Below are 18,151 nucleotides of genomic sequence, written 5' to 3'. Positions count from 1 at the left end.
CCTCGGAAACTGCCAACGCGCGCTTTATTATTCCTTCATTTTGCGTCTAATAGTTCTTTTCTTTATTTTTCTATTGCTTCAATTGGCCAGAGCATATCGAGACATTCAGTAGTGCGCACCGAGTGAGTGGCGACTTGTCAGTTACCAGATTTTTCGGAGGGAAAATGACTTCGATTTCAACAGGCTTCACAACATATTCAGTAAATTCATTCAAAACGGTCGAGACCGGACGAACTGCAACTGTAACTAGCGCAACGACTACCAATGTCGGGAAATCAGCAGGGGCAAAGGCGTCTGGCAACGATTTCAGTAAACCCTTTTCAGAGGTGGCTCTCGACGCGCGATCCGTACTGGATGCCGGTTACAAGGAGCTTTCCAACGACACTGCCGATACCGCTCATGCAACTGGCGCGAAGCGTGACCTTTATTCAATCCTCGATACGCTCGATCGAAGGAGCCTTTATGCGATCGCGAGCAATCACGGCGGATTGTTTTCAGATGACGAAGTCCTCAAAGCAAAATGCACCTTGGGAGAACGGGTTCAAGAAGCTCTCGATCCGTTTTTTGACGATCGGACCAAAGCTGGCGATGTTGCATTTTGTTTGGCCTACATCAAATATCTGGACGAAGCAGGGCCTGAAGAAAGAGCTTCATTGAAATGGGCACACGCGAGGGCGGTTGCAGAATTGGGCTACGAAAGAAACATGAGGGATCAGGGGATCGTCGGAGATAACGTCGATTCCGGCAATCCTGTGGTAGCGCTGATCCGACAGGCCCATGCGGAGTGGACAGATCCTAGCAGGAGGCTCGATGAGATGCCGTCCTGGCTTAAAGCCCTCGACCTTTGCCGCTATCTGAATGACGATCCGGACAAACGGTTTTCGTGGAAAGTTTAAAACAGGGCGGGGTTAACCCGCCCTTATTTTGAGGTGGTCAGTTGATGGTCAGAGTAGCGCTGAAGCGTCCGTTGTCCGGCGTGGCTACAGCATTTATATCATCGACAGATGTTATGAGTCCGCTACACTTGGCACCGCCAGACGGACTCGTGACCTGGGGATGGCCCCATGTTATCTTGCACAATCCTGTGACCAGGCTGCACGACTGGGTCTGCTGGCGCGTCAGGAGAAACGTGCACTTCCTGTAATCCACCTCGTACGTGATTTTGCAAAAGAACAAATTTCCTACCTTTGATAGCGCTTTATGCTTGCGTATCCCGCCAGGTTTCAACTCCTCAAATTCGGGTTTAACTTCTGCAAAACAGTTCGACAAACCGGGATTGTAGGTCGCAACGGCTTGAGATTTATTGTTGATATAAAAATCGGCGTATGGAGCTGCTGATGCAATGTCTGGGCAGATCATAAATGATACTGCTGTGCCGAGCAGGGCGTAAATAGTTTTATTCATGGAAGCTGTCTTTCCGATTATGACCACGCGAAAGCATAACTTCGATATAATTGCTTGAAAGGGGCTCTCGCAACTGAACTATTGCGGCCTTAATCTAGTCGCGCAATTAAAAACGCAATCATTCTGCAAGGTTTATGTTGGCGGGTTCAATGCGCGGTGCCCTGGTCTCACACTCATGAATTTGCCGTTACCTTAAGCAGAAAACGTTCCCGTGTATTTTGCCCGAACATGTGGCAACGCTACTTATCACATAAGTACGCGTGCCAATTGCGCGATCAGGATAATTCTTATGAAAAAGAGGTGTCGCCAATCACGTTCATTATCAGTGAGCCAGTATTAAGATGCCTATCGCTTGCGGCAGTCTTTGCCGTCAAGTCTGGAGCGTTGCCACAACCGCTGTCGCGGACGGAATGATTGATGCCGTAATATTCGTCCTTAAATGTCCGGTTTGCGAGTAACCGGTTAAATGCAAAAAAAGAACCCGTTCGAGCCTTGCGGCCGGAGCGGGTTATGAAAATGACTTCCTCAATACACATGAAGTCGCAAATCACGAACAGACGGGCAACCCCAACTTATTGGAATTTTCTCCACTTTTGTTGTCAAAATCCGCTCACACCAACAAACAGACAGAGTTACAACCTGTTGAGGAAGGCCATCGTCAGGCCTGGCAAACGTCGTTTCAGTAAAGGTACTTTTCAGCCCGATGCGGGAGCATGCTTTGTGCGGCTTTCCGATAAATCGCTTTCATATTGAAACCATTTGCGAAGTAAAGCTTTTGCTTCCCTTGCTGGATTATCCAAATTTCCACGGAAATAACAATAATAAGCTACGTTATTTCTGACGTAAATATTCTTATCCAGACTAAACTACCGGGTCTAGAACCCTCTTTACCGAAAATTAACCAAAATCATCTCAACTGTTAACCAGTTTATTCAATATATTTGCATTCAAATGAAAGGCTGCGCCGAGATGTGGTCCCAGTTTCACCTGCGTGCCAACGCACCAATTTCTTATAGTCGCGAAGCGGGTTCGTGCATAAGCAGGCGTTTTGTTGCTTCGCTTCTGTGCGGGGCCGCACTTGCTTCCGCGCCTTTTCCTGCAGGCCTGCTGATACAGCCAGCGCGGGCACAGTCAGTCACCGCAACGGGCGATGTCCTTCCCTCTGGCCTGACCGGTTCCGAGTGGACCATAAGCAACGAACCTCTTTATGTCGGCCGTACGGGCACGGGCACGCTCACAATCGCAGGCGGCGGCAAGGTTAGCGTCAAGTATACCGGTGGCCTTACCAGTTTAGGTGCTTCTATAGGTGACGAGGCGGGCTCCAGCGGCTCAGTTCTGGTCACAGGCGCAGGATCGCTACTGGATACCTGGGCCTCTCAGGGCATGGTAATAGGGCGCAATGGCACTGGATCCCTGACGATTGAGGATGGCGGACAGGTCAATACAACCGTGCTGGACATTGGCGGACCACTGATCGCAGATCAGGGCAGCGGAACAGTGCTCGTCACCGGAAACGGCTCTGTCCTGAATGCCTACGAATTAGGAGGGTACTTGCCTGGGATAAGGGTTGGATACACGAGCAATGGCTCGCTGACGGTTCAGGACGGCGGAAAGGTCGCAACCACATTTGTTGGGTTAGGGGGAGAAGCAGGAAGCGGCCGTTCGAATAGTACAGGCAGAAGCTCGGTTCTGGTTGAGGGAGAAGGATCCCTGCTGGATGCCTCGAAGCCAACCCCTAGCTTCAGTTCCGGTATTTCTCTGGCATACAACAGTGAAAGCACATTGGCCATCCGGAATGGCGGCAAAGTCCTCGCTTCAGAGCTCAGGCTCGGTGCTTTTGGTAATGGCAATTACTCGACACTCGTCACCGGTGAGGGGTCCGAACTGAATGTTCAGGCCACCGCAATCGGTAGCAGATCCAATTTGAATATTCAGAACGGCGGCAAGGTTTCCAGCGATCTTGTCCTGTTCAACTATGCCCCGAGCGAAAAGGGGACAATTAATATTGGTGGAGCTGTAGGTGAGGCGGCAACAGGGTCCGGTACACTTGAAGCCTCCGTCATTAATTTCACCATGAGTGAAGGAACACTCAACTTCAATCATACTGACAGGAATGATTTCGCGCCGGCTTTAAAGAGCTTGTTTACCGGCACGCATATCCTCAATCACATGGCGGGTTTCACGACGCTGACCGGCGATTCATCGCAGTTTACCGGCACGACCAATGTTTCAGGCGGTACGCTTGTTGTCGGCAACATGCTCGGCGGCAATGCCTCTGTCACAGGCGGCAAGCTCCAGGTCGACGCCCTGTTCTCCGGACCTGTGGCGGTTTCCGGGACAGGCGCCGTTTATGGAGCAGGCGTGATTGACGGGGATGTCACCATCGGGTCCGGCGCTTCGCTTGCTGGAGAACAGGGGCAAACACTGTCTGTTACAGGCAATCTGCAGCTTGCAGCAGATTCCACTGTCGACGTGCTGCTCGGTGCACCCTCCACACAGAGTCTCTTCGACGTCGGTGGCGATCTGACGCTCGACGGCAATCTCAACATCACCGATGCAGGCGGTCTTGGACCGGGGCTTTACCGGCTGTTCAACTACGCCGGCAACCTTACCGACAACACACTTGCAATTGGCAACACGCCGGGCGGCGACCCCAGCCGCTTCTGGATCGATAGCGATACGACTTCCAGACAGATCAACCTGATGAGCGCTTACAATGCCAACCTGAATATCTGGAATGGCGGTTCGGGTACATGGAACCTCGTCGCCGATCACACCAACGATGTGTGGACCGACGACGGAAGCAATATCAAGGGGCCTTTCGATCAGGGATCGTTCGCGGTGTTTCGCGGCACACACGGCATTGTCACCGTCGACAACAGCGAGGGTGACGTAATTGCCGCCGGCATGCAGTTTGCAAGCGACGGCTATGTCATCAAGGGCGATGCAATCAACCTCGACAAGGCAGACGGAGCCACCGTCCAGCCGATTATCCGGGTTGGCGATGGCACTGCTGCAGGCAGGCTGATGTCGGCGACCATTGAAGCTGACCTCACCGGCAGCCAGGGCTTTAACAAGACCGACCGGGGCACCCTGGTGCTGGCAGGGCTGAACAGCAATAGCGGGAACATAATTGTGACACGCGGCACTCTGCAGCAAGGTGCGGCAGGCTCTTTCAACACCGCTTCCTCCGGCTATTTTGTCAAGACAGACGGCACGCTCAACCTTGGCGGCTTCAATACGAGCCTTGCCTCGCTGTCCAATGCAGGTACCATCACCTCGGGCGTGGAAATCGCAGGCACGACACTGACAGTCACCGGCGACTATGTCGGGGAGGGCGGAACTGTCGTCCTCAATACCGAGCTTGGCGGTGACAACTCGAAAACCGACCGGCTGAAGGTGAATGGCAATACATCCGGCTCCACCAATCTGAAGGTGGTCAACCGGGGCGGTCCTGGTGCACAGACGGACAAGGGCATCAAGGTTGTCGAGGTGGCAGGCCAGTCGGACGGCACCTTCACGCTTTTGAGCAACTATGAGACGAAAGACGGCAAGAAGGCCGTCGTTGGCGGCGCCTATGCCTATACGCTGCAGCAAAATCCCGCTACCGGCGAGAGCGATGGCGACTGGTATCTCACCAGCCAGCTGACGAATGGCGGCGGCAAACGCTACAGCGCCGGTGTTCCGGTCTATCAGGGCTATGTGCAGAACATGCAGGCGCTGAACAGGCTGCCGACCTTGCGCGAACGCATGGGCGACCGCTACTGGACCGGCCAGAGTGGGGACGGACGCAACAACGGAGCCATGGTCGATGGCCGCGGTGTCTGGGCGCGTATCGAAGGAGCCCATAATCATCTGGAGCCCAATAGCGCCACAGGCGTGAAGCACGACATCAATACCTTCATCCTGCAGGCCGGTATTGAAAGCCAGCCCTACGAGACCGCAAACGGCATCCTTGTTGGTGGCATCACCGGCCAGTATGGCACCGCCCGTGGCAAGTCAGGTTCCACCTTCGGTTCCGGGACAACCACCACCAATGCCTGGAGCCTCGGTGCAACGACGACATGGTATGGCAATAACGGCTTCTACGTCGATGGTCAGGGCCAGATAAGCTGGTTCGACAACGATCTTTATTCCGATACGGCCAACAACGGTCTGAAGTCGGGAGCAAAGGCACTGGGTTATGCGCTGAGCATCGAGGCTGGCAAACGCATCGCCATTGACGAGAACTGGTTCCTGACGCCGCAGGCCCAGCTGATGTGGGCATCGCTTAATGCCGATGCCTTCCATGATATATGGGGCAGCCGCGTCGATCTGCAGGACGGCTACAGCCTGACCGGGCGGATCGGCCTTGCCGCAAGCTACATGAACAGCTGGAAGGACAATGACGGACTGACAACCACGGCAAGCGTCTACGGCATTGCCAATCTCTACCAGCAGCTTTCCGGCAAATCCCGCATCAATGTGGCGGAAGTCTCGCTGGACACCGATGCTGACAAGACCTGGACCGGCATCGGCGCCGGCGGCTCCTACAGCTGGGGCGATGGCAAATATGCACTCTTCGGCGAGGCATCTGTCGACACCTCACTTGACGATTTTGCCGACAGCTATGCGCTCAAGGCCAATGTCGGTTTCAACACGAAGTGGTAACATGGTCATCTTGAAGAAAGACAAGCGCCCGGGCCTTCGCCCGGGCGCTTCGCATCGTGGCCGGAAAAATGGAAAAACTATCGGCGCTCCCGGGCTTTCTTATCCCCAACCTATAGACATATATCGAGATGTTGCGGCCAGATGGTCCGGGACGGAGCTCCATTTCGTCCCGAATAAAAATCTCCGAAAAACGATAAGGCGCCAGAAGGATTGCCGCGGATCAGTCAGTCACGCTAGGAGCACTCATGTCCCAATTTCAGGAGCAACAACGAAATTTGTCTCTGTAGTTCGAGAAAAGTTTCTGCTGTAGCCACGAAGTGAAGGTCTGTACCTGCTACCGTGGAAACCGATAACATCCCTGAACTCCGGCCTTCTGAAACCTGTCCGGCTCGCACCCCAAAACTAACTGCTGTGAAAGGCCGGAAATGGTGTTCCTGCGTACCTTCATGTGATGCAATCCGGTGTTGGAGTTGTCCCAGGGCAGCCATAAATGAGGTAGTGATCTGACAACCGACCTCCGGACCAAACGCAATAGTTTTCGGCTCCTCCTCTTCCACAACAGATTTACGAGAGCTAATTGTTCTTCACTAGCCAAAGCTATACCGTTGACATCCGTGATTAAAATCGCATCGATATCCGCCATTGCGCTCCCCTCATAAAGTCAATCGTGTACCCGCGATGCTAGAAATCGTATATCCGATACCATCATTACAGGAAATACAAATTCATTCCTTGAATCATTAAACGCAGATCCTATCTCGACTGCAGCCGATTATCGGTTATACTAGATTGACATTTTACCGTATTGAACGCAACTTTTCGTTTTGAGGCAATTATCATGAGCGTACTTAACGTCGACAGCAGCAATTTCCAGGCAAATGTAATGGAAGCTGACAAACACGTAGTTATCGACTTTTGGGCGGAGTGGTGTTCACCTTGCAAGGTTATCGCGCCAGCTCTCGATGAAATTGCAGCGGATATGAAGGAAACGGTAGCCATAGCCAAAGTCAACATAGACGAAAGTCCTGATCTTGCGGCTAAACTCGGTGTTCGCTCCATCCCGACCCTGGTCATGTTGAAAGATGGAAAGATTCTAGACACGCTCGTTGGAGCGGCCCCGAAAAGCAAGCTTGTCACCTGGATTAACCAATATGCCTGATCCCAGCTGGGAACGCGACCAGGCCACAGGTTAATTCCCGTATCTGTCAGGGATAGGCATGTTATGCGTGGTCCATTCTGCCTCTGCCCGTGATGAAACGGGGATAGGGCGTCCCGGCTGCCAATTGTAGGGTTCTGAAGCTTTGACAAGACCGTCTTCAATGCCGGTCTTGTCAAGGCCAAGCGGTGCCTGCGCCAAATTCTTCAACAAAGCTTCAGTTTCCCTGTCATCAACGCATTCACCGCCGATATCGCCGTCAGGCTCATAACCCGAAGACCGCAGATTCAAATCCTGCCCCCGCAACCACCGATTCCGACACTCCCGCGCCAACCCCGCCGGGAGTTTTGTTTTTTGTAACCTTTCCAATGGCCTGCCGTTCCGTCCATTCGAGAATGGTGCGCAGTTCGCCATAAAGCGCCGCGAAAATCTCGCCCCGTTCCGGTCCCGGTGTCAGCACGATCCTGTCGATCAGCATTCGTAAAGCCTCGGCCGCCTGCTGGCGCTCGTCGGGGCGGTTCAGGGCTTCCGTGAGGACCGCGACCTTCTTCACATAGATGGCCGAAGCGCTTGGCAGCAGATCAGGCACCTCTTCGGGAATGTCGGAGAGGAGGGCGGTCAGTTCCACCTTGCGTGCCTCCAGCTTCTCCATTCTCTCTTTCAGCGTCAGGGGAGGGGCCCCGGCGAGAATGGCATCGACCGCCTTCTCCAGGTCCCGCTCGATCTTTTGCAGTTCCATCTTCCAGCCTTCGCCGTTCGAGCGGCGTTCCCGGTTCAGTCGGTTCGTCTCCTCGGCATAGGCACGCATCGCTTCGGCGGCTACTTCCGGTGCCATCATCCGGTCCTTGAGGCCGGCGAGCACGCGGTTCTCCAGTTCTTCGCGCGCGATGGTACGGCTGTTGGTGCAAGCGCCCTTGCTGATGTGGTTCGAGCAGGCGAAGCGGTCAGCGCCGCGAAGCGAGTAGGGGCCTCCGCAGCAGCCACAGAACACCAGTCCCGACAGCAGCGATCTCGGCCGTCGCGCGCCATTCAGCCGGTTCTTCTGGTGATGGGCGCGGACGGCCTCGGCGACATTCGCGAATTTGTCGGCGATCTCGTCCTGACGCGCCCGCACCGCCTGCCAGAGTTCGTCATCGACAATCCGCAGTTCGGGAACATCCGTGACGATCCATTCCGATTCCGGATTGAGCCGCGACACGCGTTTGCCCGTGGACGGGTCCTTGATATAGCGCAGCCGGTTCCAGATCAGCCGGCCGATATAGAGCTCCTTGTTGACGATGCCCGTGCCGCGTTTCACATGGCCACGAATCGTCGTGTCGCTCCAGAGCTTGCCGTTCGGGCCCGGCACGCCTTCATCATTGAGCGTCCTGGCGATAGTGCGCGGGCCGACACCGGCGGCGAACTCGCGGAAGATGCGCCGTACGATATTGGCCTCGGCCTCATTAATCTCGCGATCGCCGCGAATGGGGTCACCGCGCGAGTCCAGCTTCTTCACCACCTTGTAGCCGTAGCAAAGGCCGCCGCCCGATTTGCCTTCTTCCACACGACCGCGCAGCCCGCGATGCGTCTTGGCCGCAAGGTCCTTAAGGAACAAGGCGTTCATCGTTCCCTTCAGCCCGACATGCAGTTCGCTGATCTCTCCTTCGGCCAGCGTTATGATCGGCACGCCGGCGAACTTCAGATGCTTGTAGAGCGTGGCGATATCGGCCTGATCGCGGCTGATGCGATCCAGCGCCTCGGCCAGAACGACATCGAACTGCCCGGCCTGAGCATCCTGCAGCAGCATCTGGATGCCGGGCCGCAGGATCATGCTCGACCCGGAAATCCCTGCGTCTTTATACGTGCCGATGACCTGACACCCCCTCGCGCTTCGCCTGTTCACGGCAGATGCGGAACTGGTCTTCGATCGAGGCGTCCCGCTGACTGTCGGAGGAATAGCGGGCATAAAGGGCAACGCGGGTCATGATCGGGCTCCTTCGGACAACTCCATGATTAGCGGCGCACCGCGCCGCTCTTCTTCGCTCTGGCCAATTCAAGGAACCTGGCCTTGATCTTTGCGAACAGCCCCGGCGGGATAAAGCCATAACTGAACTCTCCCGGTTTGCCGGATATCGGCGACAATCCACCGTTCGGCCATTCGTCGATATTGTGCTCCGATACGAGCACCCAGCTCGGCTCGTCGTCAAGACCGATTGCCTGCTTCACCTTTGCCGGGATCTCGATACCGACCGTATCGCCAGAGGGCGGCATGTGTGTGATCGGCAGGAGCACCACATAGCGCGGGCGCACGAGGGCCTCGGTCGCGGCAACGAGACAGGTCGGGCGGTCCTTGCCCTGATCCTGGCCGGCCGCAGCCTCATGCGTCCAGAGATAGTCGTATCGGATGACGAGGCCGGGCTTTGGTTCAGGGATCGCCACGGTGTCTGCCCTACTTCATCAGGTCGTCGAGGTGCGCGTGCTCCGGATCCATCTCCGTGCGCTCTACCGCATCGATCACCACATCGGCGGCCTCTGTCGTGCGATGGGTCCGCTGCGCGGCGGCGCGGAGCCAGTCGTAATGATCGGCTGACATCAGCACGAACTCACGGCGACCGTGGCGGGTAATCTCCACCGGCTCGCGTTGCGCCTGGTGCTGAAACTCGCCGAACTTGCGCTGGAATTCGAGGGAACCGACTGTCGGCATAATAGGCATCCTCTGAAACTGAATGCCTGAATTATACGTGTAATTTGTCTTTATTCAAGAACCAAGTCGTGCATCTCCGGCCAGTCTATGCTACTTTCGCCCTCTGCGTTCCAGTGCAACCCTCTGCTCGAATTGCTCACGGGCGATCTGGCGGCCAATCAAACGGGCGAGGATCAGGATCGCTTCGCCGGCGCAGTCAGCATCGTTCCGCGCCGTTTCCAGCTGGGCCGAAGGTGCGAAGACCTCGATTTTGATCTTGCTTCGTTTGAGCGCCATGGTTTCCAAAGATTCATCGCCTAAAAGGGGCTGGCACCATCAAAAACAGCATAGCTCCGAAAGAAAAAGCCTTCAGGCATGGCCATGCGGTGATTAGGAAACCATAGCGTACGAAAAGGATTGCTTGGCTTGGGGCACGCGAGTGGCCGGCAAGGGAGTGAGGACCCTTTGGAGCCCTCAGTTTTGCCGACCGCCTGGCTCGAAGGGTGAAGCCGTGATTTTACCTTCGTTTCTTCCGCTCCTTTCTTCGTGTGCCGTGTGCTGGTGAATGTCCGCCTCCTCCTCTGGTCCTGTTGGTCCGCATCTGTCGGGTGACATCTTCAATCTCACGCGTCGCGGCTGCAATTTCTGCCGCGGGAAGAAAATGGCCAGCGATCCATCTATCGATGTACTGACGCACGGCGGCATTACTGCCACGCTTGAGGAGTGCCAAAAGTAGCGACCAATCCTTGGGCCGAAAGCGAATAAGCCGATCCAGAAGCACCCCAGTTGCCTGCATACAATGCAGATCAAATTGTCCGAGTTCTTGCCAGAGCCGGTTGAGAAACTCCTTGGATACCTCGAGGTGTGATCGGAGATCGGCGTTTCGCGTTCCGATGAAATTTGCAACAGCCCTGAAATTTCCCGAGCCATCTTCCCGGTCCTCGCGGACAACCGTGAGCATGGTGTCGGCGGTGAGAGCCAGGTGACCGTGGCGCCGCCAGGCGAGCTTGATTAGGAGATCGACATAGCGGCGATGGTTGATCAGTCCCTTTTCATACGCGAACGAGAAAATCGCTTGTAACCATATGCCCTTTGCGGCGCACGCGGCTTCGGCGAACTGGCGATAGTACATGTCCTCGGAGAGGAGCAGATGTTCCACACCCGCCAGATTTGCGGCATCCAGAACACGGCTGGCGAACGACTGGGTGATCAAAATGGCTAAGTCAGTTGGATTGTCCGGGGCGACCACGGGACGAACCTCGCAGGCGGCCTCGATCCGCGTGAGTTGCTCTACGATGTAGTCGCGCTGCGTGGCAATCTCCTGCGCCGTGTACTCGTGCCGTATGTACTGGCCATTGTGCCAAGTCACCGTCATTGAGCGCGGCGCGGTGGTTTCCTGCTCGTCCCGAAGCGTCTTGATCTCATCGATGACAGTCTGCGGCACGATCGGCCGACCGAAGAGCGATTCAAGCACGTCGAAGGCGTCCATAGTAGACACAGTCCAGGCAGCGTAGGCGTCGAGCACGACACCGTCTTTCCGGTGAGCCTCGATCAAAGCACGGGCGACCATCCGTTCGGGCTCCGTGCCAAGGCAGGTCCGAATGTCGAAATCGAGGAAACGGATGTACTCGACGAAACGGATCGAATCGCGCTCGCCCTTGGCCGTGACGAAGCTGATAGGGCAATTGTGCTTCAGATAGAGATCGGCGCGATTGCGATTGCTTTCGGCAACGCGGCGAACCTGCTCCAGCGCCGGCTGGATATCACTGTCCTGCATGGTGATCGTATAGAAGCCCTCGGCGTCCGGAAACCGGTTCTCGAAGTTCTCCATGACATCGTGAAGGGCATGGAGATACTTGTGCTTGATCTCGGCGACACGCCACCGCCGCGTCCCGCCTAACGCCACAGGCAACTCGAATTCATCGCCTACCCGAAGTCCGAGAGCAGCCGCGGCCATCGGATGGGTCGGGCTGACGACGTCATCCGCCGGACGATCCGTACCCTCCTCGATGAGAAAGGCGTGACGTTGATGCCGGTCGCCCTCGAGCCGCACCCAGGTATCGGTGGCGACGGTCTCCGTGGGCGGGATCAAATCCGCGTCGGGATCCATCATGATCAGCCCGAAATAGCGCAGGACGGCCTTTTGATCGTTGCGAGCCGATTGAAGGACCTTATAGGCGTATTGGAGCGCCTTCGGCCCCTGACCGACCTTTCGAATCACCTGGGCCAGAAACATTTTCTGAGCCGGCGATCCCTTCACGATCGCCAGATCGAGGCCATCGACGAGCGCCTTCACCTCGTCGCCGCGATCAAGGCGATGCAGGACGGAAAACAGGGTGATGTAGTTGTCGAGATTGGGCTCAGCTTCGGTCGCCTTTCGCAGTGCAGCCTCAGCTTCGTTCAATGCTCCCCGATTGAAGTGCAGCAGGCCTTCCGCGTGAAGATAATAGGGAAGTTCCCGCACCGCTCGCGGCAGACGAGCGAAGAAGGCGAGAGCACGCTGGCGGATCGGGCTGTCGTTGACAAAGGCCCGGGCGAGCATCCGAAGTTCGTTGCTGTCGTGGTCTTCGGCGACTCTTCCATCCAGCAAATCGACGACGATCGCGGCATCGCCGCGGCGATTGGCATGATGGGCGACCATCAGTCGGTCGGCCGCATGGCTGCCGTCGTCGATCTGCTTAACGGCGGCCTCGAATGCAGCGTCGGCGATGTCCTCCAGATATTCGCCTCGGGCGAAGTCGGCGACGACGATGCCGGCGCGTGGATCGCGCACAGCGTCCGTGGCCACGAGCGCGATCTGCCGCCGACGTTCTTCGGGATCATCGACGCCGATCCTGATCGCCGCCAGCCTCGCGGTGGTCGTGATGATCGGTTCCTCGGTCGAGGGGATCAACGAGGCATTGTTCTCGAGCAGCGCAACGACTTCCGGCCAGTCGGCTCGCGCCGCGTGATAGCGGAATTTGAGCACGACGCTGTGCGGGGTCGCCGGAAGCTTCGGAAGGAGCTCGCCTGCAAATATATCCTCACCGGCCTCGATCGCGACCATGGTCGCTCGAACCAGAATATCATGGTCGTCCGGAGCAAGAGCGAGGCCTTGTCGCGCGACCTCAAGAGCTTTGGCAAACTCGTCGAGTGCCGCCAGGCCCACCACGACGTTGCCGCATAGCGCCGCGTCTTCCGGCCGTAAGGGGCCGTCCTTTTCACGCTCGCGATCCCATTGAGAGTTTAATGTAGCCATCGCTGCCACCAGTTTTCGCCGTTCCGGCAACGACAGAACGCGCATGCGTTGGAAGCTTTGGCTGGTGAGGATTTCGTCGAGATCTGCCTCCGCCGCGAACTGAACGGCATGTGTCTCGGTAGGATGCATGGCAAGGGCCGCTCGTGCCGGCTCCCACCATTCTCCGGGCTTGCCGCGGTGCCTAACGAAATCGACCCAGCTGAGTTGCACGGCAGCGGTTCGATGCAATTGTTCAGGAACCAGTTCAAGCGGATTGGACACAAACATGTCAAACCGGGCGGCTTGGACGAGGTAGCCAGCAAGCGATTCGTTTGCGGGGTCGATCTCGAGCTGCGTTCTTCCGAACGCGAGAAGCTCTTCCCACTTGCCTTGGAGCAGAAGGCCGAAGGCCTTGTTCGTGATCGCCTTCGGTTCGCCAGGCGCATGGTCGAATGATGCGAGCAGCATAGCGGCCGCTTCATCGTCCTTGCCGAGCGCGAGAAGGCAATGCCCGATATTCGCCTTGATACGAAACAGGATGCGATCGGAGGCCGAGGCGCCGACGCGCGCCAGCAGCTTTTCCAGCAGAGGCATGGCAGTAAGCGTCTTGCCACTATTGTTGAGCTCGCGATATTCGTCGATTTCGGCATCGAGATGCGCTTCGACGGCGTTTACCTCAACGGTGCTGTCGCCGGGTGGACTGGCAAGCCTGCCGGTCATCTCGGCAAGCATCGACTCCATACGGGCGAACCCAGCGGTGAGATCCTCGCGCGTCGCGCTCTGACCCGTCGTAATCGATCTGGTCTCGGCGAGAATCTCCTCACTGAAGAGCGTGTAAGTCGGATCGAAAGCCTTGCGTGCTGCCGTATCCTCGCTGATCCGCTCCTCAAGCGTGTTCCAACCCCATGCGAAGACACGCATCACGTTGCCAGCCTCCGCGAGCTCCTTGGTGATCTCCCGCGCGAGCTCCTGCATCGCCACATCGTCCGGCGCAGTGGTGATAATGTAATATTCCTTGAGCGGCGGCTTGAAGGTCAGCGCCTTCGTGACCTCGCCTCGAACCTCGTCTTCCGAGAGGGCGTGCCCTTCGCTCTTCAATTTGCACTGGATGCCAACATGCCAGTCCGCATCGCCGTCACGAATGCCGAAAAGGTCGACGCCATTCTGGCGCTGGCCTCGCCGGCCATTCCGCTGGACTGAGGGATCATTGAGCAGACCGCGCCATAAGACGACAGACGCCCGCTCGAACGCTTGTTCATCGGCGGGTTTGGGTATCTGGGTAGCGGCGAGCAGCGACATCGGCGACCGTTAGAACAAGAGGCTAGCATCGTCGGGCGACGGTGCTCAGCGCGTTTGCAGGTTTGGATGATTGAGACAGAACCCGGGCTGTGTTGTTCGGCTCCGACAGGTGGGGAGGATATGCGGTGTATAGGACTCGTCGATCAGGTTAACAAAGCGAAACCAGTCAGACTCACGACCATCCGTTCATGCTTTCCGGTTAGCAATCAAAGCCTCAGTAGCCGCATGTCGCCGATGAAGGATTCCAAGGTTTGCAGATGCGGCTGAACGGATGTGGGAAATTTCTCGATTATTGGTTTGGGCACAACCAGCGTGACCTTTGCATCCACCATTTCTTTGAATTGAGTTTCCGAGATCCCTTCCTGCAGCGTCAACAGATGCTTATGTTCTACTCGATTGGCCTCGTTTAGAATTTGACGCCAGCGATCCTTCATGGTCGTCTTCACCGCCAGCATCCTTAGTTTTTCTGACGGGAAATGCGTGTCCTTATATGCTGCTTCGGACGGGAAAAGAAAGTCAGGCGATTTCCCCGGTTCGGATTCGGGCTGGTGAGAGAAGTCAGTCCCCTCCACGAGCTTCTCTTCTACGAAAATCTCGCGGGCATGGAGTTCGAGTGACCTGCCAGCGCGGGCTTTCCGCCGCTGGAGGATAGTCTGTGCTCGGGAAATGAAACTATCAATATCGGTAAAGCCTGCCTTGATACGCGGCAGTTCAACCGCTTCTTCAACACTACGGAATATCTCATATTCGCAGGCACGCCGCTTCATGAGCCGCAGATCCGGCATCAGACTGCCGTGAGACTGAAGCTCGGCAGCCTTGGCGATGATCTCCGCACCGCTGGGGAATTTCGCCAGCCATGCGGCCGGAATCTCGGTCGGCGTCAGCCAGCAACTGGCACGGACGGTTGCGGTTGTTGTGAAAAGGCTGGGCTGGATCATCCCACCTACTGGCTGGATTATGGACTTGCCCGGTTCGACGGGGCCTATGCGGTCCTCGACGAGGTCTTCCTCTGTTTCGTGTCGACAAACCCAGACATGGCATTCTGGCGTGACATCGGGTCCAACTGCAAAAGCGAATATCGTTAATGCGCCGGTGCTTTCGGGATCCAGAAGTGCGGACTCACTTCCTCCCCAATTTGTCAGCCGTGTTTCATCCCGACCGTTGCGCTGATTCCGACGGCGTTTGCTGTTGTAGTAAACTGCCCGTATCTGGCGGGCGTCAGCATGACTATCGATATAAACATTGAACCATACATCGGGATTCTCGATATCAGTGCGTGCGATGGCCGGCAGCACTTTGAATAGCACCTCCTTCGGAATGTATGGACCGGCCTGGTGCGTCTTATTCGCCAGCGTGTCGTTACCGCTCAGGCGTTTGACGTACCATGTGTAATTCGGCCCGCTGTACTCATTAAGCCAGTCCCCCAGTTCCATCATTTACCGCGTCCCCCGTATTTCGCCTCTGACCTCCTCTCCGCGAAGCCAGACAGCTGTCCGCGCAAGAGTCTCTTCCATTCCGATACGCCCTGGGCCCCGAAAAGCACATTCCCAGATATCCAGCCGACGTATACCGGACTCAAATAGCAGTCTGTTGACGCGCGCGTCTCGGTTGCGATTCGAGTCTATTTTAGCTTTCCAGAAATCTTGCCTGGTCCCAGGCATTTTGAAAAGTGAGCAGTTGTGCCCGTGCCAGAAACAGCCGTTAATGAAGATGGCCGCCTTGTACTTAGGCAGCCATAAATCTGGTTTGCCGGGAATCTCATTCGCATGCAGCCGATAGCGGAAACCGAGCCCGTGGAGGCCAACTCGCACGGCCAGTTCAGGCTTGGTATTTTTGCCCTTGATACCGGACATCATCCGGCTACGGGTTGCGGCATCGACGACGTCAACCATGTCGACCCACCTGAAAGGCCTGAAGCCTGTTCTTTATGTAAAGGTCGACCCGAGCGGAATAACGTTGGTCAACTCCGCCGGGCTCCTGCCCGACGCGGTTGGAGGTATGCACAAAGGTGCCCCACTGAAGAAAATCAGCCATCAGGCGCTCAACTTCATAGGCTCCCTGGCTGCAACCAGTGCCTGCTCAATGAAAGGCAGCATATGGCTGGCTACAGCTTTCACAACTGGCACGACCACGCTGTTCCCGAACTGACGGTATGCCTGTGTATCGCTCACGGGGATCACGAACTCTGCTTTACCCGGCTCATCGAAGCCCATGAGGCGCGCGCATTCCCTGGGCGTGAGCCGACGCGGATTATTTCCGGGACCGCGATCGATAAGAATTTCGGAGCCGTCCTTGAAATAGCGCGCTGAAAGGGTACGCGCGACGTCGTTCGGGCCGACGAGGCCATAGCCAAACCCGTTGCCCGCAGCGGCATGCTTCGCGGCATAGTCGCGCAAATATTTCCACAGATGGTCGGTCAGGATATAGCGTTCGGACACCCTGCCAATGTTGCCAGCCGTATAATGCTTGTCTGGCCCCTCCGACCCGTCCTCGGGATGTAAAATCGTGTTGAGCTTCGGCCCCGTGTGCGGATCCGGCACATCGAAATCTTTGAAAGAGAATTGGACATCCAGATCCTTGCGGAAGCCGACAATGAAAATCCGTTCACGGTGTTGAGGAACATAGCCTTTCGCATCAATGACGCGGGCCTCTACGTCGTAATTGAGCTTTTCCTTCAATGTTTTCATTATGACCGCGAACGTGCGGCCCTTGTCGTGGTTGACGAGGTTTTTTACGTTTTCGAGCAGAAAAGCTTTAGGTTGGTGATATTTGATGATGCGGGCAACATCAAAGAAGAGGGTCCCCTGCGTTTCGTCCGCGAAACCGTGGGCGCGTCCCAGAGCGTTTTTCTTGCTTACGCCAGCAATGCTGAACGGTTGGCACGGGAAACCAGCCAGCAGAATGTCGTGTGGCGGAATATCGGCGGCATCGACTTTGGTGATGTCACCCACTACGTCATGATCGTCGCAGCGATAATTCGCCTTATAGGTCGCCTGCGAATATTTGTCCCATTCCGATGTGAAAACACACTTTCCGCCGATATGGTCGAATCCGCGACGCAGGCCGCCAATACCGGCAAACAGGTCAATGAAGGTAAAGGCTGGATTTTCATTGACGATCTGGGCGCGGGCGTTCAGGAGTCCGTGCAGGACAACCATCGCAGCGTGCCGCGGCTCCTGTTGACCCCGTTCCCAGCGATACAATGTGGAGAGGCTGAAGCCCACAATGGGAGCCAGCTCTTCAAGACTGATGCCGACCTGCTGGCGCAGTCTCGAAAAGTCGGTGATCGAATCGGCCATGTTGTCCTCGCTGGGTATTTTTTTGTCAACTTGCCAGGATTTGCCCTCGGACGCAAGAACAGACCGTGGACAAAATTAGTTATTTTTGACTCAAGTTGCTGCCAACCGGCGGCGAAACCGACGGCACGGCGTGCTTGGAGAAGCCTGAGCATGTAGAATTGACCGTTACGTGCGGCGCGAGCACTGCACTTTTAGCCGACGGGCGGTGCTTGTCATCCGTATTGGCCATCAGGCGAGGACGCGGGACCTCTTAGGCAGGGAAGGGCTACTTCAGCCGTTCGACAGCGACGGCGGAAGCCGATCCGGGTGCTGGTAATGCGGCCCGTGGGGAAGCAGTCCCTTGATGGCGCCGCGGCCGGTATAAGGATTGTAAATACCGTAGCGCTGGATCACCAGCCGCCAGGCCTCATAGAAGGTCGTTTGATTATAAGATGCATCCTTGCTTGTGGTCTTCACCGTCTTAA

Annotated in this window: 13 protein-coding genes and 2 pseudogenes; 4 read left to right on the top strand and 11 right to left on the bottom strand. The window is 56.3% G+C overall.

The window, feature by feature from the left end:
- Positions 1–164 precede the first annotated feature (164 nt).
- Positions 165–896 carry a hypothetical protein gene (locus ACOWVS_RS21950; RefSeq protein ID WP_139309296.1) on the top strand — a complete coding sequence of 244 codons (732 nt, stop codon included), beginning with the start codon at positions 165–167 and terminating at the stop codon, positions 894–896.
- Positions 897–933: 37 nt separating this feature from the next.
- On the opposite strand, the gene ACOWVS_RS21945 is transcribed toward ACOWVS_RS21950, so the two are convergent.
- On the bottom strand, positions 934–1,404 hold the full coding sequence (locus ACOWVS_RS21945) for a hypothetical protein (protein WP_075042288.1): 471 nt from the start codon (positions 1,402–1,404) through the stop codon (positions 934–936).
- Between the two features lie 951 nt (positions 1,405–2,355).
- On the opposite strand from ACOWVS_RS21945, the pseudogene ACOWVS_RS21940 reads away from it, so the two are divergent.
- The 3 genes and pseudogenes from ACOWVS_RS21940 to trxA all read left to right on the top strand — a co-directional run.
- Positions 2,356–3,012: pseudogene (locus ACOWVS_RS21940) on the top strand (hypothetical protein); the annotation flags it as partial.
- A 315-nt stretch (positions 3,013–3,327) separates the two neighbouring features.
- Positions 3,328–6,054, top strand: a complete 2,727-nt coding sequence (locus ACOWVS_RS21935) for an autotransporter outer membrane beta-barrel domain-containing protein (RefSeq protein WP_247644458.1) — start codon at positions 3,328–3,330, stop codon at positions 6,052–6,054.
- A gap of 838 nt (positions 6,055–6,892) precedes the next feature.
- The gene (gene trxA / locus ACOWVS_RS21930) at positions 6,893–7,213 is read left to right on the top strand and encodes a thioredoxin (RefSeq protein ID WP_075042286.1); all 321 of its coding nucleotides are present in this window, start codon (positions 6,893–6,895) and stop codon (positions 7,211–7,213) included.
- A gap of 262 nt (positions 7,214–7,475) precedes the next feature.
- On the opposite strand, the gene ACOWVS_RS21925 is transcribed toward trxA, so the two are convergent.
- The 10 genes and pseudogenes from ACOWVS_RS21925 to ACOWVS_RS21880 form a co-directional block, all read right to left on the bottom strand.
- Complete coding sequence (locus ACOWVS_RS21925) at positions 7,476–9,020, bottom strand: recombinase family protein (protein WP_247644457.1); 1,545 nt, start codon at positions 9,018–9,020, stop codon at positions 7,476–7,478.
- A gap of 25 nt (positions 9,021–9,045) precedes the next feature.
- A complete protein-coding gene (locus ACOWVS_RS21920) occupies positions 9,046–9,174 on the bottom strand; it encodes a recombinase family protein (protein ID WP_247644456.1) in 129 nt (42 codons plus the stop codon).
- A gap of 28 nt (positions 9,175–9,202) precedes the next feature.
- Positions 9,203–9,628: a hypothetical protein gene (locus tag ACOWVS_RS21915; protein WP_075042285.1), complete on the bottom strand. Its 426-nt coding sequence runs from the start codon at positions 9,626–9,628 to the stop codon at positions 9,203–9,205.
- A gap of 10 nt (positions 9,629–9,638) precedes the next feature.
- The gene (locus ACOWVS_RS21910) at positions 9,639–9,893 is read right to left on the bottom strand and encodes a type II toxin-antitoxin system prevent-host-death family antitoxin (RefSeq protein ID WP_075042284.1); all 255 of its coding nucleotides are present in this window, start codon (positions 9,891–9,893) and stop codon (positions 9,639–9,641) included.
- 90 nt (positions 9,894–9,983) lie between these two features.
- Complete coding sequence (locus tag ACOWVS_RS21905; RefSeq protein WP_139309295.1) at positions 9,984–10,178, bottom strand: hypothetical protein; 195 nt, start codon at positions 10,176–10,178, stop codon at positions 9,984–9,986.
- Between the two features lie 211 nt (positions 10,179–10,389).
- Positions 10,390–14,388, bottom strand: coding sequence for a PIN domain-containing protein (locus ACOWVS_RS21900; RefSeq protein WP_075042282.1), 3,999 nt, complete (start codon positions 14,386–14,388; stop codon positions 10,390–10,392).
- A 206-nt stretch (positions 14,389–14,594) separates the two neighbouring features.
- A complete protein-coding gene (locus tag ACOWVS_RS21895; protein ID WP_075042281.1) occupies positions 14,595–15,824 on the bottom strand; it encodes a type II restriction endonuclease in 1,230 nt (409 codons plus the stop codon).
- A complete protein-coding gene (locus ACOWVS_RS21890) occupies positions 15,825–16,280 on the bottom strand; it encodes a very short patch repair endonuclease (protein WP_075042280.1) in 456 nt (151 codons plus the stop codon).
- Positions 16,281–16,421: 141 nt separating this feature from the next.
- Positions 16,422–17,687, bottom strand: coding sequence for a DNA (cytosine-5-)-methyltransferase (gene dcm, locus ACOWVS_RS21885; RefSeq protein WP_075042279.1), 1,266 nt, complete (start codon positions 17,685–17,687; stop codon positions 16,422–16,424).
- Between the two features lie 270 nt (positions 17,688–17,957).
- Positions 17,958–18,151 (bottom strand): annotated as a pseudogene (locus ACOWVS_RS21880) (hypothetical protein); the annotation flags it as partial.

It is taken from the genome of Brucella sp. IR068 (assembly GCF_049065885.1).
Classification (GTDB): Bacteria; Pseudomonadota; Alphaproteobacteria; order Rhizobiales; family Rhizobiaceae; genus Brucella; species Brucella intermedia.
The sequence above is the reverse complement of the archived record's forward strand: the minus strand, read 5'-3'. Positions and strand labels throughout refer to the sequence as shown.